The organism is Streptomyces sp. NPDC104814 (assembly GCF_055583185.1).
This window is the reverse complement of record NZ_JBVJOL010000009.1, coordinates 129,280-151,583: the sequence shown is the minus strand read 5'-3', so window position 1 is coordinate 151,583 and position 22,304 is coordinate 129,280. Positions and strand designations below refer to the sequence as shown.

The following is a 22,304-nucleotide window of genomic DNA, read 5'->3' as shown; positions in this document are numbered from 1 at the left end:
CAGTCGGGCTTACGCCGCTTTCCTGCGACCCGCCGACCCGCCGGCCCGCCGCAGTTTGTCGACCTTGGCGTGCCGGCCCGACCCGGCACGCCCACTGCTTCAGCCGGGGTCAGGAGAGCCGGGGTACCGGCGGCCCTGATCCTTTCACCGGGCGTGGTCGGCCGTGGTGGTCATGAGGCGCTCTGCGTCAACAGCCCCCGCTCGAAGCGCGGGTAGCGGTCGACCGACCGTGCCAGGACCTCGTTGCCGTCGGCGGTGACCACGCGGTCCCACCAGACGCCGTAGGTCAGCCGCGGTCGCCTCCGGTCAGCTCGGTGAGGACGGACGGGCGGCTGGGCCGCCAGCCGAGTGCGGTGACGGCACGCTGGCCGGACACCACCTGGTTCAGGCCCAGGGCCTCGGCGAACGGGCCGCCCACGGCCTCGGCGGCCTGCTCCAGCGGCCAGGGCTCCGCCCGGCCGTCGCCGCCCGCCGCCACGTCGGCGGCCGCGGCCAGCGCCGCGACCGGCACCGCCTCGTGCGCCACGCCGTGCAGCACGCTGCCCGCATCGGCCTTGGTCACGGCCAGCACGAAGAGTTCGGCCAGGTCGTCCACGTGCACCATCGGCCAGCGGGTCGCCGCCGAGCCGACGTAACGGCCGGTGCCGTGCTCGCGCGCCCAGCCGGTCATCAGCCCGGGAATGCCGCCGCCCAGGCCGTACACGATGCCGGGCCGTACGACGACGGCTCGCACGTCGTCCCCGGCCGCGGCCAGCACCCGCTGCTCGATCCGCGGGCGGTAGCCGACGATGGCGATCGCGTTCGTCGGCGCGTCCTCGTCGACCGCCGTGTCGCCGGTGGCGCCGAGCACCCACACGCCGCTGGTGTAGACGAAGGCCCGTCCGGAGCCGCGCAGCCGCTCGGTCAGCGCGTCCACGGCGGCCGCGTCGACCGCCTCCTCGCCGGTCGGCGTCGCGAGGTTCACCACGGCGTCGATGTCGTCGGTGACGGCCGCCCGCAGCGAGGCCGGGTCGGCCAGGTCGCCCACCCGCACCGGCGTCCCGGCCGGCAGCCGGCCCGCGTCCTTCACGAAGTGGACCACCTGGTGGCCCTCGGCCGTGAGCCGCCGCACCACGGCCGATCCTATGTAGCCGGTGGAACCCAGCACGAGTACCTTCACGTCCATCCCCCTTTGCTCCTGGACCAGTTGAAGCGGATGCCTTCCCGCCTCACCGACGACAAGAGAATCTAGCGGAGCCCGGCCGGCGACGGTCGTCGCAGCGTGCAGAATCCGTCGGCTCAACGTGCAGAGCCGAGGTCCAGCGCGTGACGGCGGTACACCCTTGGGCGTGAGGCCGCACGCCTGGCGGAAGGCGCGTCCGAAGACGGTGGCCAGCTCGGCCGGCATGCCCCGTCCCATGATCCGAACTTACTTGCGGGAAGTGTCACTCAGCCGCTTATGATCATGGTCGCGCCGGACAAGGCCGGCCAACCACGGGGGGAATCATGGGCATGCGCAAGAAGACAGCCACCACGATCGGCGCGCTGGCATTGGCTGTCGCCGGTGTCCTCGGCACCGCCGGTCAGTCCTTCGCCGGCAGCAACGGCCAGCAGATCGTCTTCGCCGACACGCGTGGTGACACCTACTCGGTCTACCTGGTCGGCACGAACCAGAACGGCCAGCGCGCCGACGTCTGCTTCAACACTCCGAACAGGAACACCTACCTCGGCGGCTGGTGGTGGAAGGGGCGGGTCAGCTACAGCGGCTGGGCCGGTTCCAACTGCACGGGCGCGAGCCGCGGTGCGTACGAGGCGACCATTCCGACCTACCAGACCGACACCGACTGGTACACCATCAGCAACTGATCCGTAGCCTCCGGACCAGCGACGAGACCGGCCCCCGCCCACCGGCGGGGGCCGGTCTCGTCGCATGGAGTGCCCGGGCTGCCCACACCTGCCTGCAGACAGGCACTGAGCGTTTCCGCCGGTGCAGGAGGGGTCGGGCCACACTCCGGTGCCGGGTCAACCGGTCTGGGCGGTGGGCAGGCGACGCGGCTGGGGTTGCTGTTCGAACTCGGAGCGGGCCGTCTCCAGCAGGCGGCGCCACGAGGTGACCGTCGGTCTTCGGCGTAGCAGCGCACGCCGTTCACGTTCGGTCATCCCGCCCCAGACACCGTGATCGATGCGGGCGTCCAGTGCGTAGGCGAGGCACTCGGTCCGCACGGGGCAGCCCGTGCACAGCGCTTTGGCCCGGTGCTGCGCCGCCCCGTCGGCGAACAACTCGTCGGGGTCGGCGTCCTTGCACGCCGCGCGCTCGTTCCAGCCACTGTCCATGATCACAACCATGCCCGCCCACTCCCCTAGTACGCCCCGCACACTCGCACTGCGGGGCACCCACCGGTGCCGGGAACGTATGCCGTGATCGCATATGACGAAAGAGCGGGCCCGCGGCAAGCCACCTTTTCGAGTGACAACTCTTGCCGCACAGCACGCGGAGGCGCTAAGGGGCGCAAGGTCGTGGGGACCGGGGCGGGGTCACAGCAGTCGGTCGACCAGGCCGTCGACGTAGTCCGGGGTGAGCGGGACCATGCCGAACAGGACGCGGATGTACATCGGGGCCAGGATGTGGTCCAGCACGTCGAACGCGTCGGGCGCGGGCTCGCCACGGTCGCGGGCGCGGTCGAGCATGGACTGCAGTTGCCGGGTGCGTTCGGCGCGGAGGTGGGCGCCGGCCTGCAGGCCCTGCTGACCGCTGCTCGACAGGGCGAAGGCCAGGTGCAGTACCGCCGGCCCGTCGGGTCCGGTGATCTCGCGGGCCACTTGGGCCGCGTACGTGCGCAGGTCGCCGGCGAGGCTCCCGGTGTCGGGCATCGGTGACTGCGCGTTGAGGCGGGTGAGCGCCACGTCGGTGAGCAGGGTTTCCAGGTTGCCCCACCGGCGGTAGATGCTGCTGTCGGCCACGCCGGCGCGGGTGGCGACCTCGCCGACGGTGAAGTGGCCGTAACCGCGCTCACTGATCAGCTCGGTGACGGCCTGATGCACCTGCGCGCCGACGCGGGCGCTGCGTCCGCCGGGCCGCCGGGCTGGCTGTCGCTCGTTCATACCTTTCACCTTAACGCAGTCAGCACTTGCGTTTGCGAGCGACCCTCCTTATAGTCGCCTAACGCAGTCACCGACTGCTTTAGGGCGCCGGGTTGTCTCGCCATCCACCCACCCGCATCGACCGCGACCGGACGCCACCAACAACCGAGGGGACCCCATGGCCGCATCGCACGCGACCGCAGACAGTCGATCAGAACGGGCCGTGCTGCTCACGGTGACCTGCCTGGGCCAGTTCATGGTCCTGCTCGACAACACCATCGTCGGAGCGGCACTGCCCGACATGCAGCACCGGCTGCACACTCAACTGACCGGGCTGCAATGGATCGTCGACGCGTACGTACTGCTGGTCGCCATGCTGCTGCTGTCCGGCGGTGTCTTCGCCGACCGGTTCGGCCGTAAGCGGGTGTACCTGACCGGCGTGGCGGTGTTCACCGCCGCATCGCTGCTGTGCAGCCTCGCGCCCTCGCTCGGCTGGCTGGTCGCCGGCCGGGTGCTGCAGGGCATCGGGGCCGCGGCACTGAGCCCTGCCTCGCTCGCCCTGCTCGCCGCCGCCTACCCCGTACCGCAAGAACGGATGAAGGCGATCGGGCTGTGGGCCGGACTCAGCGGAATCGGTCTGGCGGCGGGCCCCGTGGCCGGCGGCGTCCTGACACAGGCCTTCGGCTGGCCCGCCATCTTCCTGGTCAATCTGCCCATCGGCGTGGTCCTGCTGCTGCTCGGCCTGCGCCACCTCGGCGAGTCCCGCAACCCGAGCGCCCCCGCGATCGACATCCCGGGCACGGTGCTGTCCGTTCTGGCGGTGGGGGTACTGACCTACGGTCTGATCGAGGGCGGTGCCCGCGGCTGGACCTCGCCGCTCATCCTGGGCAGCTTCGCCGCCGCGCTGATCCTTCTCGCCGCCTTCATCGCCGTCGAAGCCCGTCGGCCCGCTCCGATGCTGCCGCTGCGGCTGTTCCGGCAGCGCCTGTTCCCCGTGTCCAACACCGCCATGGTCGTGGTCGGGTTCGCGCTCATGGGCTCGTCGTTCTTCTTCTCCCAGTTCTTCGTGTACGTCCAGGGCAGCTCGATCCTGCGCGCCGGCCTGCAGACCCTGCCGGTATCCCTCGGCATGGTGATCGTCAGCCCGTACGCGGGCCGACTCGCCGCCCGGCACGGCTTCCGCGTCGTGGTCACCACGGGCCTGGCCCTGGCCGGACTGGGACTGCTGGCGCTCGGCACGGTGCACGCCGACACCGGCTACGGGAACGTGTGGTGGCGGCTGGGGCTCACCGGCATCGGCTTCGCCCTGACCATGTCCCCGCTGACCGGCGCCGCCATCCAGGCAGTCAGCCCGCAGGAGGGCGGCCTCGCATCAGGTATCAGCAGCACCACCCGGCAGATCGGTGCGGTGCTCGGCGTCGCGGTGCTCGGAGCCATCGTCCACAGCCGGCGATCCGGCGGCGCCACTTTCGAGTCCGGCCTCGACAGCGCCTTCCTCGCCGCCGGCACCGTCACCTTGGCCACCGCCGTGTTCACCGGCCTGTGGCTGACGAAGTCCAGGCCCGCGGAAGGCCGCCCTGCGGCACCGCAGCGTGCGGCCGATGGCCACAGGGTCACCGCCTCGGACGAGGCGCCCGCGACCAGCCCGAACTAGAACGCGACGAGCACGGGCCGGCGGGTGTGGCGGGCGGTTGCCGGTGCGGCTCCCTCACTCCGCCGGGTGCAGTTCCGCGTGCAGCATGTCGATCAGATCGCCCGCTTCGGAGGCGTGAGGATCGCGGGGAACCTCGTAGTAGCCGCCCAGGGTGGCGATCACGTCGCGAGCCGACTCGTCGTATGCGTGGGACTCTTCATCGCGCTCGCGCGGGTCCTTCCCATCGGAAAGCTGCCACCACCACACCCGGTCCCGGATCTCGTCCTTCGACAGGGGGCCGGACAGGATGATGTCCCGCCCCTGCACCTTCCCTGTGATCCTGATGGAGTTGGCGTCTGTGGCCATGCGCGGGTCCCCTTCCCCGGACGCAGGGTGCGTCCCCCTGCCCAGCACTCCTTCCACGATCCGGGCCCTTGAATCAGGCCACGCCCCCGCCGCTGATGCCGCAACCTCCACGGCGGCACCTGGCGGAGCCCTCCGCGCTATTCGGGTGGAACTGGGCTGACGCGTCCCCGCGGGGCATGCGGGATCCCGGCGGGCGCCTTTCACTGGAGCTCGGCAATGACCGGTCCAGCACGGGAGAAGATGTGGTACGACGCCTGAGGAAGAGCAGCGCACGCGGCACAGCGGCTGTGCTGCTCACGGCCTGCGCCGTGGCCGGCGTGAGCAGCTGCTCCAACGACACGGGAACACCGTCGACGGGCGGGAGCAAGGCGGCCTCCGTCGCCTCCTCGGCGGCGTCCGCGGCCTCCTCGGCCGTGGCCTCCCTGGCCTCCGAAGGCGCCTCCGCACTGGCCTCGGCCTCGGCCGAAGCCAAGCGGCACCTGAACGAGGTGAAGGGCGGGATCGACGCCAAGAACGAGGTACGCCTCGGCGCCCCCACCCGGGCCGACGACGGCCGGAGCACCGTGCCCGTCACCGTGCACAACACCGCGGGCTCGGCGAAGTCGTTCGTGGTGCAGGTGAACTTCCGTGACCAGGCAGGCAATCTCCTGGACGTCGTCGTGCTGACGGTCGACGACGTCGGCGCCGGCAAGGAGAGCACCGCCACCGCCCGCAGCAATCGCAAGCTGTCCGGCACGGTTCGCGCCGAGGTGGCCAGAGCCGTGCGGTACTGATCGCAGACCGCCTCAGCAGACCTCTGAGGGCGGGTACGACGACGTGGCCGGGGTCGGCTCTGCGGACGCGATCTACGGCCGGCGCGCCAGCAAGTGGGCGTCGAGGAAGCCCCGTTCGGTGGCCGGGTCGTGGATCAGCCGGGCGAACGTGACGAGTCCGGCCCCGGCCAGCAACTCGGCGAACCGGTCCACCGGCCAGCTGTAGGCGGGTGTCACCTTGTGGTCGAAGCGGACCGGTTCTTCCGGTCCGTCGGTCGCGAAGAACGAGACCAGCAGCAGGCCGCCCGGGGCCAGGACGCGTACCTGCTCGGCGAGCAGCGCGGGCACTTCCCCGGGCGGAGTGTGGATCATCGAGTAGTGGGCCAGCACGCCGCCGAGCGCGCCGTCCTCGACCGGGAGGGCCTCCATGCGCGCCTCGTCGAACCGCAGCTCCGGATGCGCCCGCCGGGCGTGGTCGACCATGCCCGGGGAGAGGTCCAGCCCGAAGGCGTCCAGCCCCGACTCGTGCAGCATGGCCGTCAGATGTCCCGGCCCGCACCCGACGTCGGCTGTCCGCAGGTTCCCCGTTGCGCGCACCAGCTCGGCGAAGGTGCCGATCATGTTCCGCGAGAACGGGTGCGTTTCCAGCCGGTTGGCGAACTTCGAGGCATACAGTTCGACGACCCCGTCGTAGGCCGCCCTGGTCTGTTGCTGGTGCTCCCTCACGGGAAGGGAAGGTAACACCCCCGTCGCCGTGGCGACTTCTCCAGGCTCGCCGTGCTCCGGGCGCCCCCGGTGGCCGGCACGTGGACCGTGCCGCGTCGTGGCGGAACTTCGCGCGTGGTCCAGTCCACCGCCAGGTGCCCTGTCCAGCGGAGAGGGCGACTTGGACGGGCGGATTGGTCTAGTCCCATTTTGGTCCAGACCATTGACCCGACCCCCGGCGGGCGATATCCCGGTAGGCGACAACTCCCCGACGTCACGGGGGCGTTGTCCCCACCCTCCACACACCGGGACTGACATGAGACTCGTGCGCTCCGCCCGCGCAGCCCTCACCGCCGCCGTCACCCTGGCGGCCGCGACAGGCCTCGCCCTCACGGGAACCGGCACCGCCCAGGCCGCCACCCCCCTGCCGAACCACGTCTTCGCCCCCTACTTCGAGGCCTGGACCGGCGAGAGCCCCGCCGCCCTGTCCGCCCAGTCCGGCGCCAAGCACCTGACGATGGCGTTCCTGCAGACCGCCTCCAAGGGTTCCTGCACGCCGTACTGGAACGGCGACACCGGCATGCCGATCGCCGCCTCGACCTTCGGCGCCGACATCAGGACGATCCAGGCGAACGGCGGTGACGTCATCCCCTCGTTCGGGGGCTACACCGCCGACACCACCGGCACGGAGATCGCCGACAGCTGCACCGACGTCCAGCAGATCGCCGCCGCCTACGAGAAGGTCATCACCACCTACGACATCTCGCGGCTCGACATGGACATCGAGGTCGACTCGCTCGACAACACCGCCGCCATCGACCGCCGCAACAAGGCCATCAAGCTGGTCGAGGACTGGGCGGCGGCCAACGGGCGCAAGGTCGAGATCTCCTACACGCTGCCGACCACCACGCACGGCCTCGGAGACACCGGCGAGGCCCTGCTGCGCAACGCGGTGAGCAACGGCACCCGGGTCGACGTCGTGAACCTCATGACGTTCGACTACTACGACAACCAGCCCCATGACATGGCGAAGGACACCCAGACCGCCGCGCAGGGCCTGTACGACCTGCTCGCCCAGCTGTACCCGGGCAAGAGCCCGGCCCAGTTGTGGAACATGGTCGGCGTCACCGAGATGCCCGGCGTCGACGACTTCGGCAAGGCGGAGACCTTCACTCTGGCCAACGCCCGGACGGTGTACGACTGGGCCGTCTCCAAGGGCATCAACACCCTGTCGTTCTGGGCGCTGCAGCGGGACAACGGCAGCTGCGCGGGAGGTGCCGCCGCGGACAACTGCTCGGGCATCCAGCAGAACACGTGGGACTTCACCCACATCTTCGCGCCGTTCACCGGCGGCACCACCACCCCGTCCAACGACTTCTCCGTCGCGATCGGCCCGGCCTCCGGGACCGTGACCGCCGGCCAGTCCGCCACGGCCACCGTGAAGACGGCCGTGACGGCGGGTGACGCCCAGAGCGTGAAGCTCAGCGTCACCGGGGCCCCGGCAGGTGTCACCGCCTCCCTCAGCCCGTCGTCGGTCACCGCGGGCGGCACCTCCACGCTCACCTTGGCCACCACGTCCGCCGCGGCCTCCGGCACCTACACGGTCACCGTGACCGGCGCCGGCACCTCGGGCAGCCACTCGGCGACGTACGCGCTGACCATCACCGGCGGCTCCGGCAACCAGTGCACGGACGCCCCGTGGGCCCGGGACAAGGTGTACACCGGCGGCCAGCGGGTGTCGTACAAGGGCCACTCCTGGAAGGCCAAGTGGTGGACGACGGGCGAGGAGCCCGGCACCACCGGCGAGTGGGGCGTCTGGCAGGACCTCGGCGCCTGCTGACCGGCCACCCCGCTTCACCCGCACGGGCTGCCACGGCCCCGCAGGAGGCCCCGGACAGGGCGTCGGCGAGACGACACCTCGTCCGCAAGGGCTCCTGCGGGGCCGTCCTGCGACCCTCGGCCGACGCACGCCGCCTTCTTCCGGCGGCCCGGCAGCCGGGCCGCCCGCTGTCGGAGGGACGGCGACGGCCGGGGTGCGACGGGGCGGAAGCGTGCCGGTGTACGAGTAGGACATGACCATCCCCGAGAACCAGCTCAGCGACCCGACCGTGCGCGCCTTCGTCACGGCCCTCAACGCGGGCGACCGGAGCGCCGTGTACGACGTCATGACGGCGGACGCGACCATGGCCGACGACGGCACCGACCGCGACGTCCGCGAGTGGCTCGACCGGGAGGTGTTCTCCTCCCGCGGGCACATGGACGTCGAAGCGGAGGCGGACGACGGCCGCGCCCTCGTCGCCCGCTACCGCAACGACACCTGGGGCGAGATGCGGACCAGGTGGCACTTCACCGTCGCCGACAGCAAAGTCTCCCGCTTCGAAACCGGCCAGGCATAGCCCCCGTCCTGCCGGATCACGCCGGGCCCGTCGGCACTGTCTCGGCGTCACCGGCAGCACAGGTCCGGTGGGTCCGGCGTCCTAGCTGGTGGACGCCGAGGTGGTGTGTTCCAGGCCGCGGCGGATCGCGATCTCCACTGGGGAGTACGCGCCGTCGGGGCGGTCCAGTTCGTACGGCTCGGCCGGCATCAGGGGTGGCTGGGCCATGAAGCGCGGTCGCAGCCCGTGGTGCGGTTGGGCCGCGTGGACCAGGAACGGATGGCACAGGAAGACGTCCCCCGGGGAACCGGTGGCGAGGGCGAGCGGCCGGTGCGCGGAGGCCGCCACCAGGTCCGGTGCGATGGCCAGGCCGCTCGCCCCCTCCTCCCCGTACGGCTCCAGCACCTTCGGCACGTCGAGGTGGGAGCCGACCCTGATCCGGGTCGGGGCGTCCTCCTCCCCCACCTCGCTGAACAGGAACAGCATCAGCAGGGCCCGGCCGCGTGAGCGGAGATTGGTGAAGGGCCAGGTTTCGCCCTCCACCGCGTAGCTGCCCTCGATGTGCCAGCCCGCGTCGCCGGGCTCCTCCTCGTGCGGGAAGCGCAGCGGGAAGGTGCCGAGCGAGTAGCGCGGCTCCCAGCGCCCGGCGCCGACCAGCAGGTCGTACGCCCGGTGCAGTTCCGGGGAGTTGGGTGCGGCGGCGAACGGCCCCTGTGCCATCCCGCCGACCCAGTGCACGGGCTGGGTCCAGGTCTGCGGATCGTCCGGGTCGCAGCCCGTCTCCTGCCACAGCAGCCGTGCGCAGCTCGCCGCCACGCGGGGCGCGACGGCACCCTCCAGCTTGACGAAACCGTCGCGGAGGAAGCGGGATACCAAGATCGTGTCGTTCATGCCTCCATCGTGCGGCGCCGCCCATGGCGGCCACCCGACACTTGCCGCACCGCTTTTCTCGGGTACGGCGTGCGGGACGGCACCTGATTGAATCGTCGGTCGGATCTTGGAGGCGATGGTGCTGGAGCGGTTCAATCAGGTCATGGAGCACATCGAGCGGCAGCTCGACACCTCCGTCGACGTAGCCGAGCTGGCGCGCGTCGCCGCCACCTCGGAGTATCACCTGCGGCGCATGTTCTCGGCGCTCGCGGGGATGCCGCTGTCGGAGTACGTCAGACGCCGGCGGCTGACCGTCGCGGGCGCGGAGGTACTGGCCGGTGAGCGGACGCTGCTGGAGATCGCGGTGCGGTACGGGTACGGCTCGGGGGAAGCCTTCGCGCGGGCCTTCCGCACCATGCACGGCGTCGGACCCGGCGAGGCGCGGCGCACCGGTGCCGCGCTCGACTCCCAGCCCCGGATGTCGTTCCGCCTCGTCGTCGACGGGAGCAGCAGCATGCGCTACCGGGTCGTGCACAAGCCGGAGTTCAACGTCGTCGGGGCGAAGACACGGGTGCCGCTGGTGCACTCGGGGCCGAACCCGGCGATCATCGATTTCGTCCGCGGGATCGGCCACCAGACGCGGGAGGCGCTGGAGAAGCTGTCCGACCAGGAGCCGCACGGCATCCTCGCGGTCTGCGACGACCTCGATCCCAGCCGGACGGAGGGCTCCGAACTCGACTACTACCACGGCGTCGTCACCTCGGCGTCCGCGCCGGAGGGCATGGCCACGCTGGCCGTGCCGGCCGGGACCTGGGCGGTCTTCGCCACCTCGGGGCCGGCCCCGGAGGCGATCCAGGCGCTGTGGCGGGACGTGTTCACCGAGTGGTTCCCGTCCAACCCGTACCGGAGCCGCCCCGGGCCGGAGATCCTGCGGATGCGGATGTCGGCGGACGGCACGGAGGCGGACGCCGAGCTGTGGCTGCCGGTGGAACGGGAGCCGATGCGGTGATGCGGTGACGTGACCCCGAAAAGGGCCGGTCGTGGGCGAGGATGCCTGTATGAGCCCTGAATCGGATGAGGTCCGGGAAGCGATCGCGGGCGAACTACGCCTGATGGACCCCAGCGTGCGCAGGTCGCCGTCGCTGGCCCGACAGCTGCTGGACCCGGACTTCACCGAGGTCGGCGCTTCGGGGCGACGGTGGACGTACGAGGAGATGCTGGCCGCCTTGCCCGGGATGGACAGCGCGGCAGAGGACGGCCCGCGCTACGAGCCCTCCCGGATCACCGGTGTCCTGCTGGCACCCGGGCTGGTGCACCTCACCTACGAGACCACACTGGACGGAAACCGGGCACGGCGCAGTTCGCTCTGGCGCAGGCGGGATGCGGACGCGCCCTGGCAGATGTACTACCACCAGGCCACGCCCGTCCCGCCCGGCAGCGCGTAACCAACGGGGAGTCCCGGACGCCCCTCTTGTCATCGGGTACCCGGGGCCCGGCCGGTGCTCCAGCGGCGGACCGCCGAGACGAGTCCGCCGGGGCCCTCCTCGTGCTGCGGCGGGGTGTTGATCGGCCGGCCGTAGGCGGCGGCGCGCTCGCGCAGGGTGTGGCTTTCCGCCTCCCAGCCGTGCCCGGCCAGCCAGCCCACCGGGTCGTCGGGCATCTCCGAGACCCACAGGGACGCCGCCGACCCCGGCACGGCGTCCGCGCCGAAGCGCTCGATCACACCGCGCGAGCCCAGCGTCAGCCCCATCCGGCTGCCTGCCGCCGACCGCGCGCTGATCCGGGCCAGCAGCAGCTCCACCGCGTCCCCGGGCAGATAGATCAGCAGTCCTTCGGCGATCCACACGGTCGGTACGGCCGGGTCGTGCCCTGCGGCGGCCAGCGCGGCCGGCCAGTCCTCACGCAGGTCCACCGCGACGGTGATCCGCTCGCAGCGTGCGACGGCCCGCTCCCGGCGCAGCACCGATTCCTTGAAATCCAGCGGCGCGGCGGTGTCGACCTCGAACAGCCGGGTGCCCTCGGGCCAGTCCATCCGGAAGGCCCGGCTGTCCATGCCGGCGCCGAGCAGCACGACCTGGCGGACACCGGAAGCGGAGGCGTGCAGCAACAGGTCGTCGAGGAACTTCGTCCTGATGACGATGGAGAACGACACGGCCAGCCGGCGGCGTCGCGCGGCCTCGTCGGCGGGCGGCGGCGAGGAGGGCCACAGGCCGCCGGCGGCGGCGAAGGCCTGTGCCAGCGGGTCGCGGAACAACGCGTTCTCCCGCTCGCTCTCCAACGCCCGCACCCGGGCCACCCCCACCGCCGTGGCCCACACGCCCGACGGCCGCACCGGCTCCTGCTCATCAGTCACCGTGCCAGCCTAAGTCCTCTGGTCATGTCAGGGTGCGGTCCAGGAGCGGGAGCAGGCGGTCCCAGTGGCGTTGCAGGCCGGAGGGGCTGAAGGCGTCGGTGTCGGACATGGTGAAGCCGTGGAGGGTACCGGGGTAGATCTCGGAGGTGTGGTCGACGCCTGCCGTATCGAGGGCCTCGTTGAGCTCGCCGAGGGCCTCGGGTGTCATGTCGCCTTCGGCGTGGCCGAGATGGACCTGTGCGGTGAGCTTGGAGAAGAGAGTGGGCCCATCGACGCCGACGGGCCCGTGGAACGCGGCGACGGCCGCCACCTGGCCGGGGTGGGCCGCGGCGGTGCGCATCGCGTAGAGGCCGCCGATGCAGTAGCCGGTCACCGCTACCGGTCCGGCCCCGACCTCGGGCTGGGCGGTGAGGAAGCTGAGGTAGGCGTCGGCGTCGCTCAGGACGCGTTCGGCGGTGTGCGCCTCGATCAAGGGCATCAGCTGGGCGAACACCGCGGGCCGGGCCTCTTCCCCGATGTGCTCGGGAAGTTCGAGCAGCGGTGCCGGGCCGTGCCGGTAGAAGGTGTTGGGGACGAGCACGTAGTAGCCGTGACCGGCCAGTTCGCGGGCCATCTCCCGCAGCGCGGGACGGATGCCGAAGCCGTCCGCGTACATCAGCACCGCTGGGTGCCGCTCGCCGTGGTCGGGGAAGGCGGCGAAGGCATCGGCCTGGCCGTCCGTGGTGGGAATCCGCAGCGTTCTGGTGGGCATGCATGCTCCTGTCGTGGTTGATGTGCAGAGCCTGAGATCAACCCGACGGAGGCGGAGCCCGCGCAGGAGCAGCGCAAGAACCTCGAGAAATCAGCGGACCCGAACCGGCCCGTACGGCGCTCAGAAGAGCACCGGGTCACCGATCCGTGTGTGGCGCGAGGCCGTCCCGGTAGTCATAACGGCACAGCGTAGCGGAAGGACGATGAGCCGACGCCACCATTCCACCGTGCCACGTCGCCTGACCCCGTCCCAACCGACGGCTCGTGGCGATGGCCCCCTGATGTTTCGTCAGCCGGTCTCGGGGTTCGGGCCGGGGTTTGATCAGGGTCGTTCCCCGATGAGGCGGAGTGGGGGTGGGGCTCAGACTCGTGGCGGGCGGTGATCATCCGCTCCGACCACCACGCGCCCGGAGGGCAACCGACGTGAACAGTTCCGCCCGTCGCACCCGTTGGATCGACCTGGCCGCCTGCGGCACCCTGACCATGGCTCTGGCCGCGGGGGTTGCCGCGCCCGCGCTCGCCGTAGCACAGCCGGCGGGGGCGGTGGCACCGGCGGCCGCCGGCGCGCCGTTGCCGCCTCTGGACCCGGCCGCGCTGCGGGCCGCCATCGCCGGTCTGCCCGACGACGACGTCACCGGCGCGCTGCTGCGGATCACCGGCAGCACGGGCCACTGGTCCGGCACTTCGGGTGTCGGCGATCTGGAGACCGGGGAGGGCGTCCCGCCCAACGCGTTCCTGCGGATCGGCAGCATCTCCAAGGTGTTCACGGCCACGATCGTCCTCCAGCTCGCCGCCGAGCACCGGATCGACCTGGACCGGCCCGTCCAGCAGTACCTGCCGGGCGTGCTGCCCGCCGGTCTGCCGCCCGTCACCGTGGGCCAGTTGCTCAACCACACCAGCGGCCTGCCGCGCGGCGGATCGAGCCCGGAGTTCGGCGACGGCAGCCCCGAGTGGTTCGCCGCCAACCGCATGAAGAGCTTCACTCCGCAGCAGGTCATCGACACGTTGGCCGGTCAGCCGATGCAGTTCGCGCCGGGCACGGCCCAGCAGTACAACGGCATGAACTACTACGTCGCCGGTGTGCTGATCGAGAGGGTCACCGGCCATACCTTCGCCGACGAGGTGCGGAGCCGGATCACCCGCCCGCTCGGCCTGCGCGACACCTACGTCCCCGACGCCGACGACCCGCGGCTGCCGGGCCCGCACTCCCACGGCTATCTGACGGTCCGGTCCGCGGACGGCACCACGCATCGGGTGGACGTCACCGAGCAGAGCCCCTGGCCGTGGGCCGAGGGCGGCATGATCTCCACGCCCGCCGACCTCGACCGGTTCATCACCGCCCTCTTCCGCGGCCGTCTCCTCCCCAAGGCCCAGCAGGCCAAGCTCTTCGAGGTCCCGGACGTCCCCAGCAGTCACAGCAGCCAGTGCCGCACGGCGGCCGACGCCGGCCGGGCCTGCATGACCATGGGCCTGATGCGGGTCACGGCGTCCAACGGCGTCGTCGTCTGGGGCAAGACCGGCTCCCGGCCCGGCTGGACCAGCGGCGTGTTCGCCACCAAGGACCTCTCCCGCAAGATCGTGTACTCGGTCGACCCGACGAACCTCAACGGCACCGAGATGGCCCTGATCCAGCGCATCGCAGCGGCGTCCTTCGGCACGCTGGTCCCGGCGGAGAATTAAGGGAGAGGAGGCCGGTCGGCCCGTCAGTGTCCCGTCGGGGGCTGGATGTAGTCCTCCAGGCGGGCCACGGCGAAGCCCTGCTCCTGGATGTGCTTGAGCAGAGCGGCGAACATCTGCGTCATCGTGGTGCCCTTGAGCTCCGAAGGACCGCGGAAGTGGGCCAGGATGATGTCCCCGGGGTGCAGCTTCTTGTCGGGCTCCTGGTACGCCATGTTGTGGATCTGCATGGTCTCCCGCCACCAGACGATGGCCTTGGGCCCGCACTCTGCCACCGCCGTCCTGGTGTCGGCGTTGTACGCGCCGTAGGGGGGCCGGAACAGCAGGGGTGCAGTGCCGTATTCACGGGTGAGGATCTTCTGGTCGCCGCAGACCTCCTCCTTCTGGCGGGCCGGCGGGACCGTGTTCATCGCCGGGTGGTGCAGGGTGTGGTTCTCGATGGGGTTGCCCAGGTCCTGGAGCTGCTTGAAGTACCCGTAGTCGGACTTGATCACGTCGTTCATCAGGAACATCGTGAACGGGACCCTGAGGTCGCGCATCATCTCGACGAACCGGGGATCCTTCTCCTGGCCGTCGTCGATGGTGATGAACACGACCTTCTGTGACGTCGGTATGTGCGTGAGGACCGGAACCGTCCCGGTGGCGGAGAGCTTCACGGGCTTGTCGGCGGGGGGCTGCGGGGCCGACGGCAACGGAGTCAGGCCCCACTTGCGCCAGAGCGTGGCCTCGGCGGCACGGGCGGCGGCGGTCGTACCGTCGGTGGCAGAGGGCCGCGCCGGTGCGGGGGCCGTGCGGGCCCCGCTGCCGCCGCCCGCGTCGCATCCGCCCGCGGCCAGGGCCGTGACCACCACGCCCGCCAGCGCTCCGCAGAGCCTGCCCCGCTTGTTGTACCGCTTCACCGTGCCGCTCTCCCCACACATGCCGTGCTGCTCCTGGCGCACGTGATCCCGTCGGGAAGATCAGCCCGACTGTATGTAAAGAGGATGAATGAGGGAGGTTGGTTGCGGCCGCGCGAGCCAGGAGTCGTCCCGGGTCATGGCCGTCCGCCTGGGGTTCGGCCGGGCCGGAAGCCTCAGCGGCTGCCGGGGCTGTCGGAGCACAAGGCGTGGTCGATCAAGGAGCCGGCCGCCTTCTCCTGGGCGAGTATGTGCTCCGGGGTGTCGCCGCGCGCCTCGGACATCGAGACCACGGCACTTCGCCTGCCGTCGCCGGTGACGCCGTTGAGGGTGATGTAACCGCCGTCCCCGCCCTCGTGGCTCCAGTACGTTCCTCCGCAGCTCAGGGGGCGTTGGACCAGGCCGAGCCCGTACCGGCCGCCGGGCCAGAGCTGTTGGACCTCGGCGCTCACGGGGACCGTCTGCTGCATCTCGGCGAGTTGCCGGGGCGGCAGCAGGCGGCCCGCGAGCAGCGCGCGGAAGAAGACGTTCTCGTCCCGTGTGGTCGTGACCCAGGACAGGTTCTCGTGGTCCACCGGTATCTGGTCGGTGACGTCCACCCGGGAACCGGGGCCGAAGAACTGGTAGGCCTGGGCGTGCGGCTGGGGCACCGCGGGCGAGGTGCCCATCCACCGGGTCCGGTCGAGACCGAGCGGGCGCAGGATGCGGTCCTCGATCTGCCGGTGGGCGGGTTGACCGGTGGCCTTGTGGATGATCATGCCGAGCAGGACGTAGCCGGTGTTGGAGTACGCCCAGCCCTTGCCTGGCGGGAAGTCCGGCGCGTGGGCCATGGCGCGGGCGACGAGTTCCTCGGGCCCGTGGACGGTGTGGCGCTGCTGGTCGTACTCCTGGGGCGTGGTGTATCCGGGCAGGGCGTCGGGGATGCCGCTGGTGTGCTGGAGCAGTTGGCGGAGGGTGACGCGGTGGCCGTCGTTGCCCTTGCCCCGCACCACTCCCGGCAGCCGGCGGTCGACCGTGTCGTCCAAGGACAGCCGGCCCTCCGCCTCCAGTTGGAGGACGACGGTGGCGATCAGCGTCTTGGAGGTGCTGGCCATGCGGAAGTAGCCGTCGGACGGGACCGGGCGGCCGGTGCGCAGGTCGGCGGTGCCGCTGGTGGCGACCGACTGCCGACCGTCGGGTGCGATCATGCGGGCCTGTACACCGCTGATTCCGAGGGCCCGGATCGACTCGGTGTCCTGGCGCAACCGCTCCACCGGGGCGGCGGATGCCGCCGGCTCGGCACCGGTGGTCGTCGTACAGGCGGTGAGCAACGTCGAGACACCGAGCGCCACGGCGAGGAGCTTTCGCCGCGCCATGGGCAGATGCCTTCGCCGTGCCGTGGCGAGGTGCTTTCGCAGAGCCGAATTCATGATCGAACGCTAGTTTCGCCCCTGCATGAGGTGCGATCCGGCGAACCCCCAGGACGGGAGGGGGGATATCCCTCCCCCCGCAAGCCGTGACCCGTGCCGTGAACTCGCCAGACCGGATGCCCGATATCGGGGCAAAAGCACACTAGCCTTCCCGCGTGGATGCATCGATGCGTGGTCTCAAGGTTGCGGTCACCGGGGCGTCGGGCTTTGTCGGGGGGCATCTGTGCCGTCGCATCGCCGGTGCCGGTGGGCGGGTGGTCGCCATGGTTCGGGCGGGCGCGGCGCGGGCCCGGTTGTCCGGGGCGGCGGAACGCGTCGTAGAGGTCGACTGGGAGCGTGGCAGCGGGGTGGCCGACGCCGTGGCGGACGCGGACGTGGTGATGCATCTGGCCGCGGTGTTGCAGGCGCGCTCATGGGCTCAGTTCGAGCGTGGCAACGTGGGGGTGACGCGGACGCTGGCCCGGGCGGTCGCGCAGGCCGCGACGCGCGGCGACGGCCGGCGGGCGCGACTGGTGCTGTGCTCGTCGTTGGCCGCGGCCGGCCCGGTGTCCGGCGCGGGGCGGCCGCGATGCGAGGAGGACCGGCCCGCGCCGGTGTCCTGGTACGGGCGCAGCAAGCTGGCCGCGGAGGACGCGGCGGCGGAAGTCGCCGACCGTGTCGAGGTGGTGGTCGTACGGCCACCGATCGTGTACGGGGCCGGGGACCGGGCGTTCGTGCCGTCGGTGGGGCGTATGGCGCGCTCCGGTGTGGTGCTGCAGCCCGGCCGGGCGCGGCGCGAGTACGCGGTGCTGCACGTGGACGATGTGTGCGACGCCTTGATGGCGGCGGCGGTGCGCGGGCGAGTCGTGGTGCCGGGGCAGTATGCGAGCGGGCTGTACCACGTGGCGGACGAGCGGCAGTTCACGGTGCCGGAGATGGTGCGGGTGGCGGCCGCGGCCCTGGGCCGGCGGGCGCCTCGGGTGGTGCCGGTGCCGATGGCCTTCGTGCATTCGGTGGCGGTGGCGGGCGAGTTGGCGCTGAGTCCGTTCGGGCGTCTTCCCCTGCTGAGCCGGGACAAGGCCCGGGAGGCCGGGCTGGGGTGGACGGCGTCGGCGCAGCGGGCGCGCCAGGAGCTCGGCTTCGTGCCCAAGGTCGGCTTCGAGGAAGGGCTTGGGTCGGCGGTGCGCGAGTGGGCGGCGCACCGCTGATCACGGTGCCGGCGATTCGCGGGACTCGGACGGTGTGCCGTGCCGGTCAGGGGTGGTGCAGCAGGAGCGCGGTGTTGCTGCCGCCGAAGCCGCTCGCCTGGGAGAGCACGCTTCGCAGGCGGTGCGGGCGGGGCACCTTGGTGACGACGTCGAGGTCGATGTCGGGGTCGGGGGTGTCGAGGTTGGCGGTGGGCGGGATCCGCTGATGGGTCAGGGCGAGGACGGCGAGTGCCGCCTGGATCGCTCCGGCGGCGCCTACCGGGTGGCCGAAAGCACCCTTGGGCGCCGTGACCGGTGGCGGCGATCCGGCGAACGCGTGGTGCAGCGCGCGGGCTTCGGCGAGGTCCCCGAGCGGCGTGCCGGTTGCGTGTGCGGCGACCATGTCGACGTCGGCCGGGGACAGGTCCGCGTCGGCGAGGGCGGTGCGGATCGCCTGGTGCAGACCGCGGCCGTCGGGGTGGGGGGCGACCGGGTGGTGGGCGTCGGACGCGGTGCCGTACCCGGTGAGGAGGGCTCGTGGGCGGGCGTGACGGGCACGGGCGTGCTCGAGGCGTTCGAGAATCAGGACGGCGGCACCTTCGGACAGGACGAAGCCGTCACGGTCGCGGTCGAAGGGGCGGGAGGCGCCCGCGGGGTCGCGCCCGCGGGTCGACAGGGCCCGCAAGCGGTGGAAGGTGAGGGACGCGCTCGGGTTGCGGATGGATTCGGCACCACCGGCCAGGACGACGTCGCAGGTTCCGGACCGGATCAGGTCGCGGGCGACGCCGATGGCGTTCGCGCCGGAGGTGCAGGCCGTGGCCAGGGTGAGGACCGGGCCCCGGACGCCCAGGTGGATCGCGGTCTCGTCGGCGGCCATGTTGGGCAGGCTGCGGGGCAGGGCCAGCGGCGGAACGGTGTCAGGCCGGCCGTTGAAGAACGGCCGGTAGACGTCGAGGTAGGTGGTGGTGCTGTTCGAGCCGCTGCCGAGTACGACGCCGATGCGGGTGGGGTCCACATCGCGTCCGACGGTCAGGCCGGCGTCGGCGACGGCCTCATGCGCGGCGGCGAGCGCGAAATGGGTGAACGGGTCGGTGCGGCGGACGAGTTGACGGCCGAACATCGTGCGGGGGTCGAAGCCGGAGACCTGGCACGAGAAGTCCACGGGGCAGTCGGCGAGTTCAGGATCCGACGCCGTGAAGGAACGTCCTGAGCACAGGCCGTCCCACGTCGCGGCGGCGCCGACTCCGCAGGGGGTGATCACCCCGATGCCGGTGACCGTGACCGCGCCCCGCGTCCCGGACGCCGCCGGACGGGCTGCCGGCGGAGGCGTCACCCGGCACCCAGGCCGGATCGAAGGGGTGCCACGGGGGATGCCGGGCGGTTGATGTGGTCGACCAGGTCGGCCACCGTGGTGCGGGCGGTGGGCTTGAAGGTCTCGCCTCCGGTGAGCTGGAAACGGTCGGCGAGGACGGCGTCGAGCTCGGCGAACAGCATGGAGTCGATGCCCAGGTTCACCAGCACGGTGTCGGGGCGGATCGTGTCCGGGTCCACGTCGGTGAAATCGGTCAGGATCTCGATGATCTGTCCGTATGTGGCAAGGGGCATGGGATCTTCCGGCCTTCCTGAAAGCGGGGCGCGTCGAGCGCGGGCGGGTGGTCAGGTGTGGGCGGGTGCGTCAAGCGTGCGCGGGGGTGTCGAGGACGCGGTGGAGCAGGGCCGCGGCCTCCTCGATCTGGTCGGCGGTGTGGGAGGCGGTCACGGACAGCCGCAACAAGGGGCCCGCAGGTGTGGACGGGGGCAGGAACAGCGCCGTGTACAGCCCGGCGTCCAGCAGTTCGCGCCAGACGTGCGGTGCCTGTGACGCGGACGGCACGGGCACCGCTGCCACCGGGCTCGCCGGCGTCGGGACAGGGGCCGGGGTCGTGCCCTGGGCCGGAACCGTGCCGGACAAGGGGATCCGGTCGAAGACGACCCGGTGCAGGTGCTCGGCGTTGCGCCACAGCAGTGCGCGGCGTTCGGGTTCGGCGCGGGCGATGCGCAGTGCCGCGAGGGCCGCGGCCGCCGCGGGCGGGGGGAGCGCGGCGGCGTAGACCGACGCGCGTCCGAGGTGACGCAGGGTCGCGATGACGTCGCGTGGGCCGGCGACGAATCCGCCCACGGAGCCGAAGGCCTTGGAGAAGGTGCCGGTGACGACGTCGACTTGGTCTTCGCAGGCGAGGTGCTCGGCCAGTCCCCGTCCGCCGGCGCCGTACACGCCGATGTCGTGGGCGCCGTCGACGATCAGCGCGCCGTGGTGGCGGTGCGCCGCGTCGGCGAGCGGGACGAGCGGTGCGGGCGCGCCGCCGAGCGAGAACGCGCCCTCGGTGACGACCAGCGGGACCAGCCCGGCGGGTGCGGCGGCTTCGTCCAGGACGCGTGCCGCGTGGGCGGCGTCATTGTGCCGGAAGCTGCGGTGCCCGGCGTGTCCGAGGCGGATGGCGTCGACCAGGGAGGCGTGATTGTGCCGGTCGGTGAGCACGAGGTGGGCCGGGTCGAAGAGACAGGCCAGGGCGAGGTTGGCCTGATAGCCGGTGGCCGTCAGCAGTACGGCGTCGCGGCGCAGGAAGTCGGCCAGTTCCTCCTCGAGTTCACGGTGCACGCCGAGCGTGCCGGCGGTCAGGGGGGAGCCCGAGCAGGACGTGCCCCAGCGTGTGGCGCCCTGGGCGGCGGCGTGGGCGACCCGGGGATCGGCCGCCAGGCCGAGGTAGTCGCTGCAGGCGAAGTCGACGGCCGTGGTGCCGTCGACCACGACGCGGGCGGGGCCCGGCCTGTTGCCGACGTGCCTGAAGTACGGATACACCCCGAGCGTCTGGGCTTGCGCGGCCACCTCCAGAACCGGTGACCGGGTGAGCCAGTCCGTCATTGGTTGCCTCCGCGACATTCCGTACCGATCAGCTTCGATCACACACCGTACTTGATCGGCTACCGAGCGTATCGGAGCTGCTAGCCTTTCCCGGCGTGGAACCGGTGAGCCATTCAGTGGCGACGACGAACACAGTGAGCCGGGCTCCGGCACGCAGCCGGCGATGGTCGGTGACCCCTGCGGTCTCGCGTGCGGACCTTCGCGCCTTTCACTCCCTTCCCCACCGCCTGTACGACGCCGGCCAGCCCTGGGTCGCACCGCTGCTGTGGGACCAGCGCCGGCTCTGGTCGTCCCGGCACAACCCGTTCCTCGCCCGTACGGAAGCCGTCCTCCTGCTGGCCCGGAGCGACGGCGACGACACGCCTCGGGGCAGACTGGTCGCCCTGCTCAACCCCGATCGCGGACCGGGGCAGTTCGACGGGTTCCTCGGCGCCTTCGAATGCGTCGACGACGTCGAAGCCGCCACGGCACTCGTCGAGGCCGGCTGCTCCTGGCTGCGCGAACGCGGTGCGCGCACGGTCGTCGGACCGATGAACCCGAACATGCATCACGAGTGCGGGCTCCTCGTCGACAACCACGACGACCCGCCGCTCATCGGCATGCCGTACACCGCCCGGTACTATCCGGCTCTGCTGGAGGCCGCCGGACTGCGCCCCGTCAAGGACCTGCTGTCCCTGCGGCTGGACACCAGCGGCGAGTCCGTGCCCCGACTGAAGGGGTTCGCCGAACGGCACCAGCAGCGCTACGGCATCGTGCTGCGCGACGTGGACCGCCGTCGCTTCGACGAGGAGATCCGCCTCGTGTGCGACCTGTACACCCGCGCCTGGCGCAACAACTGGGGCTTCGCCCCCATGACCCGGGCCGAGGCCACGCACATGGCCCGGCAGCTGAGATTCCTGGCCCCCCGGGGCGTCCGCATCGCCGAACACCAGGGCACACCCGTCGGGTTCGTCATCCTGCTGCCCGACTTCAACCAGGCGCTCGCCTCGGTCCGCGGACGGCTGACGCGGTACGGGCTGCCGCTGGGGGCGTGGCGCATCTGGCGCGCCGCTCGTCGCATCACCCGGGGGCGGGCCATGGCGACCGGCATCGTCCCCGGTGCCGTCCTGGGCCTGGGCAGCGTCCTCATGGCGGACGCGATGCGGCACGCGATCGACCGCGGCTGGGACGAGATCGACCTGTCCTGGATCCTCGAGGACAACGCCGCCGCCCTGCGCCCCCTGATGTACGCCGGCGCCGTCGTCCACAAACGCCACCGCCTGTACGCCCGGTGCCTCGCGCACAGCGGCCCGTGCACGTGCATCGACCTGACGGCCCCACGGCCCCACCATCCCGGCGATCCCGCCACCGACGGCTGAGCAGCGCCGAGCAGAAGGTCGCCGGACAGCCG

Annotated in this window: 23 protein-coding genes; 10 read left to right on the top strand and 13 right to left on the bottom strand. The window is 71.6% G+C overall.

Features of this window, described 5'->3' with window-relative positions:
* Window positions 1-286: 286 nt before the first annotated feature.
* Window positions 287-1,165, bottom strand: coding sequence for an NAD-dependent epimerase/dehydratase family protein (locus ACZ64A_RS27215; RefSeq protein WP_469813956.1), 879 nt, complete (start codon window positions 1,163-1,165; stop codon window positions 287-289).
* Window positions 1,166-1,491: 326 nt separating this feature from the next.
* Here ACZ64A_RS27215 and ACZ64A_RS27210 point away from each other — a divergent pair, with 326 nt between their 5' ends.
* On the top strand, window positions 1,492-1,845 hold the full coding sequence (locus ACZ64A_RS27210; RefSeq protein ID WP_469813954.1) for a hypothetical protein: 354 nt from the start codon (window positions 1,492-1,494) through the stop codon (window positions 1,843-1,845).
* Window positions 1,846-2,001: 156 nt separating this feature from the next.
* Here ACZ64A_RS27210 and ACZ64A_RS27205 read toward each other — a convergent pair whose 3' ends face one another.
* On the bottom strand, window positions 2,002-2,313 hold the full coding sequence (locus ACZ64A_RS27205) for a WhiB family transcriptional regulator (RefSeq protein ID WP_469813952.1): 312 nt from the start codon (window positions 2,311-2,313) through the stop codon (window positions 2,002-2,004).
* 201 nt (window positions 2,314-2,514) lie between these two features.
* A complete protein-coding gene (locus ACZ64A_RS27200) occupies window positions 2,515-3,081 on the bottom strand; it encodes a TetR/AcrR family transcriptional regulator (RefSeq protein ID WP_469813951.1) in 567 nt (188 codons plus the stop codon).
* A 157-nt stretch (window positions 3,082-3,238) separates the two neighbouring features.
* On the opposite strand from ACZ64A_RS27200, the gene ACZ64A_RS27195 reads away from it, so the two are divergent.
* Entirely contained in the window at window positions 3,239-4,714 is a 1,476-nt protein-coding gene (locus ACZ64A_RS27195) for an MFS transporter (RefSeq protein ID WP_469813949.1), read from the top strand.
* Window positions 4,715-4,768: 54 nt separating this feature from the next.
* On the opposite strand, the gene ACZ64A_RS27190 is transcribed toward ACZ64A_RS27195, so the two are convergent.
* Entirely contained in the window at window positions 4,769-5,059 is a 291-nt protein-coding gene (locus ACZ64A_RS27190; RefSeq protein WP_469813948.1) for a hypothetical protein, read from the bottom strand.
* A gap of 317 nt (window positions 5,060-5,376) precedes the next feature.
* On the opposite strand from ACZ64A_RS27190, the gene ACZ64A_RS27185 reads away from it, so the two are divergent.
* Window positions 5,377-5,832 (top strand): hypothetical protein, encoded by a 456-nt coding sequence (locus ACZ64A_RS27185; RefSeq protein ID WP_469813946.1) that lies wholly within the window; start codon window positions 5,377-5,379, stop codon window positions 5,830-5,832.
* Between the two features lie 72 nt (window positions 5,833-5,904).
* On the opposite strand, the gene ACZ64A_RS27180 is transcribed toward ACZ64A_RS27185, so the two are convergent.
* On the bottom strand, window positions 5,905-6,537 hold the full coding sequence (locus tag ACZ64A_RS27180) for a class I SAM-dependent methyltransferase (RefSeq protein ID WP_469813944.1): 633 nt from the start codon (window positions 6,535-6,537) through the stop codon (window positions 5,905-5,907).
* 295 nt (window positions 6,538-6,832) lie between these two features.
* Here ACZ64A_RS27180 and ACZ64A_RS27175 point away from each other — a divergent pair, with 295 nt between their 5' ends.
* Together ACZ64A_RS27175 and ACZ64A_RS27170 are read left to right on the top strand one after the other, a co-directional pair.
* Window positions 6,833-8,356, top strand: a complete 1,524-nt coding sequence (locus ACZ64A_RS27175; RefSeq protein ID WP_469813943.1) for a chitinase — start codon at window positions 6,833-6,835, stop codon at window positions 8,354-8,356.
* A gap of 232 nt (window positions 8,357-8,588) precedes the next feature.
* Window positions 8,589-8,912, top strand: coding sequence for a nuclear transport factor 2 family protein (locus ACZ64A_RS27170; RefSeq protein WP_469813941.1), 324 nt, complete (start codon window positions 8,589-8,591; stop codon window positions 8,910-8,912).
* A gap of 81 nt (window positions 8,913-8,993) precedes the next feature.
* Here the strand turns inward: ACZ64A_RS27170 and ACZ64A_RS27165 are convergent, their stop codons facing one another.
* Window positions 8,994-9,782: a phytanoyl-CoA dioxygenase family protein gene (locus tag ACZ64A_RS27165; RefSeq protein ID WP_469813940.1), complete on the bottom strand. Its 789-nt coding sequence runs from the start codon at window positions 9,780-9,782 to the stop codon at window positions 8,994-8,996.
* Window positions 9,783-9,900: 118 nt separating this feature from the next.
* On the opposite strand from ACZ64A_RS27165, the gene ACZ64A_RS27160 reads away from it, so the two are divergent.
* Window positions 9,901-10,770 (top strand): AraC family transcriptional regulator, encoded by an 870-nt coding sequence (locus ACZ64A_RS27160; protein WP_469814306.1) that lies wholly within the window; start codon window positions 9,901-9,903, stop codon window positions 10,768-10,770.
* 49 nt (window positions 10,771-10,819) lie between these two features.
* Window positions 10,820-11,206 (top strand): nuclear transport factor 2 family protein, encoded by a 387-nt coding sequence (locus tag ACZ64A_RS27155; protein ID WP_469813938.1) that lies wholly within the window; start codon window positions 10,820-10,822, stop codon window positions 11,204-11,206.
* 29 nt (window positions 11,207-11,235) lie between these two features.
* Here ACZ64A_RS27155 and ACZ64A_RS27150 read toward each other — a convergent pair whose 3' ends face one another.
* Both ACZ64A_RS27150 and ACZ64A_RS27145 read right to left on the bottom strand, forming a co-directional pair.
* On the bottom strand, window positions 11,236-12,078 hold the full coding sequence (locus tag ACZ64A_RS27150) for a class I SAM-dependent methyltransferase (protein ID WP_469814304.1): 843 nt from the start codon (window positions 12,076-12,078) through the stop codon (window positions 11,236-11,238).
* 58 nt (window positions 12,079-12,136) lie between these two features.
* Entirely contained in the window at window positions 12,137-12,865 is a 729-nt protein-coding gene (locus tag ACZ64A_RS27145) for a dienelactone hydrolase family protein (RefSeq protein ID WP_469813937.1), read from the bottom strand.
* A gap of 422 nt (window positions 12,866-13,287) precedes the next feature.
* Between ACZ64A_RS27145 and ACZ64A_RS27140 the strand changes: the two genes are divergently transcribed.
* Window positions 13,288-14,544, top strand: a complete 1,257-nt coding sequence (locus ACZ64A_RS27140; RefSeq protein WP_469813935.1) for a serine hydrolase domain-containing protein — start codon at window positions 13,288-13,290, stop codon at window positions 14,542-14,544.
* A gap of 23 nt (window positions 14,545-14,567) precedes the next feature.
* On the opposite strand, the gene ACZ64A_RS27135 is transcribed toward ACZ64A_RS27140, so the two are convergent.
* Together ACZ64A_RS27135 and ACZ64A_RS27130 are read right to left on the bottom strand one after the other, a co-directional pair.
* Window positions 14,568-15,461 carry a polysaccharide deacetylase family protein gene (locus ACZ64A_RS27135; protein WP_469813933.1) on the bottom strand — a complete coding sequence of 298 codons (894 nt, stop codon included), beginning with the start codon at window positions 15,459-15,461 and terminating at the stop codon, window positions 14,568-14,570.
* 152 nt (window positions 15,462-15,613) lie between these two features.
* The gene (locus ACZ64A_RS27130) at window positions 15,614-16,846 is read right to left on the bottom strand and encodes a serine hydrolase domain-containing protein (protein WP_469813932.1); all 1,233 of its coding nucleotides are present in this window, start codon (window positions 16,844-16,846) and stop codon (window positions 15,614-15,616) included.
* Between the two features lie 167 nt (window positions 16,847-17,013).
* Here ACZ64A_RS27130 and ACZ64A_RS27125 point away from each other — a divergent pair, with 167 nt between their 5' ends.
* A complete protein-coding gene (locus ACZ64A_RS27125) occupies window positions 17,014-18,033 on the top strand; it encodes an NAD-dependent epimerase/dehydratase family protein (RefSeq protein WP_469814302.1) in 1,020 nt (339 codons plus the stop codon).
* 46 nt (window positions 18,034-18,079) lie between these two features.
* Here the strand turns inward: ACZ64A_RS27125 and ACZ64A_RS27120 are convergent, their stop codons facing one another.
* The 3 genes from ACZ64A_RS27120 to ACZ64A_RS27110 form a co-directional block, all read right to left on the bottom strand.
* On the bottom strand, window positions 18,080-19,345 hold the full coding sequence (locus ACZ64A_RS27120) for a beta-ketoacyl-[acyl-carrier-protein] synthase family protein (protein WP_469813930.1): 1,266 nt from the start codon (window positions 19,343-19,345) through the stop codon (window positions 18,080-18,082).
* Window positions 19,342-19,617, bottom strand: coding sequence for an acyl carrier protein (locus ACZ64A_RS27115; protein WP_469813928.1), 276 nt, complete (start codon window positions 19,615-19,617; stop codon window positions 19,342-19,344). Before ACZ64A_RS27115 ends, ACZ64A_RS27120 begins: the two co-directional genes overlap by 4 nt.
* 70 nt (window positions 19,618-19,687) lie before the next feature.
* Complete coding sequence (locus tag ACZ64A_RS27110; protein ID WP_469813926.1) at window positions 19,688-20,914, bottom strand: aminotransferase class I/II-fold pyridoxal phosphate-dependent enzyme; 1,227 nt, start codon at window positions 20,912-20,914, stop codon at window positions 19,688-19,690.
* Window positions 20,915-21,084: 170 nt separating this feature from the next.
* On the opposite strand from ACZ64A_RS27110, the gene ACZ64A_RS27105 reads away from it, so the two are divergent.
* Window positions 21,085-22,272: a GNAT family N-acetyltransferase gene (locus ACZ64A_RS27105; protein WP_469813925.1), complete on the top strand. Its 1,188-nt coding sequence runs from the start codon at window positions 21,085-21,087 to the stop codon at window positions 22,270-22,272.
* Window positions 22,273-22,304 lie beyond the last annotated feature (32 nt).

Bases quoted from the DNA above. Each gene is read 5' to 3' on its own strand.
- ACZ64A_RS27215 (WP_469813956.1), bottom strand. From the start codon at position 1,165: ATGGACGTGAAGGTACTCGTGCTGGGTTCCACCGGCTACATAGGATCG.
- ACZ64A_RS27210 (WP_469813954.1), top strand. From the start codon at position 1,492: ATGCGCAAGAAGACAGCCACCACGATCGGCGCGCTGGCATTGGCTGTC.
- ACZ64A_RS27205 (WP_469813952.1), bottom strand. From the start codon at position 2,313: ATGGACAGTGGCTGGAACGAGCGCGCGGCGTGCAAGGACGCCGACCCC.
- ACZ64A_RS27200 (WP_469813951.1), bottom strand. From the start codon at position 3,081: ATGAACGAGCGACAGCCAGCCCGGCGGCCCGGCGGACGCAGCGCCCGC.
- ACZ64A_RS27195 (WP_469813949.1), top strand. From the start codon at position 3,239: ATGGCCGCATCGCACGCGACCGCAGACAGTCGATCAGAACGGGCCGTG.
- ACZ64A_RS27190 (WP_469813948.1), bottom strand. From the start codon at position 5,059: ATGGCCACAGACGCCAACTCCATCAGGATCACAGGGAAGGTGCAGGGG.
- ACZ64A_RS27175 (WP_469813943.1), top strand. From the start codon at position 6,833: ATGAGACTCGTGCGCTCCGCCCGCGCAGCCCTCACCGCCGCCGTCACC.
- ACZ64A_RS27170 (WP_469813941.1), top strand. From the start codon at position 8,589: ATGACCATCCCCGAGAACCAGCTCAGCGACCCGACCGTGCGCGCCTTC.
- ACZ64A_RS27165 (WP_469813940.1), bottom strand. From the start codon at position 9,782: ATGAACGACACGATCTTGGTATCCCGCTTCCTCCGCGACGGTTTCGTC.
- ACZ64A_RS27155 (WP_469813938.1), top strand. From the start codon at position 10,820: ATGAGCCCTGAATCGGATGAGGTCCGGGAAGCGATCGCGGGCGAACTA.
- ACZ64A_RS27145 (WP_469813937.1), bottom strand. From the start codon at position 12,865: ATGCCCACCAGAACGCTGCGGATTCCCACCACGGACGGCCAGGCCGAT.
- ACZ64A_RS27135 (WP_469813933.1), bottom strand. From the start codon at position 15,461: ATGTGTGGGGAGAGCGGCACGGTGAAGCGGTACAACAAGCGGGGCAGG.
- ACZ64A_RS27130 (WP_469813932.1), bottom strand. From the start codon at position 16,846: ATGAATTCGGCTCTGCGAAAGCACCTCGCCACGGCACGGCGAAGGCAT.
- ACZ64A_RS27125 (WP_469814302.1), top strand. From the start codon at position 17,014: ATGCGTGGTCTCAAGGTTGCGGTCACCGGGGCGTCGGGCTTTGTCGGG.
- ACZ64A_RS27115 (WP_469813928.1), bottom strand. From the start codon at position 19,617: ATGCCCCTTGCCACATACGGACAGATCATCGAGATCCTGACCGATTTC.
- ACZ64A_RS27110 (WP_469813926.1), bottom strand. From the start codon at position 20,914: ATGACGGACTGGCTCACCCGGTCACCGGTTCTGGAGGTGGCCGCGCAA.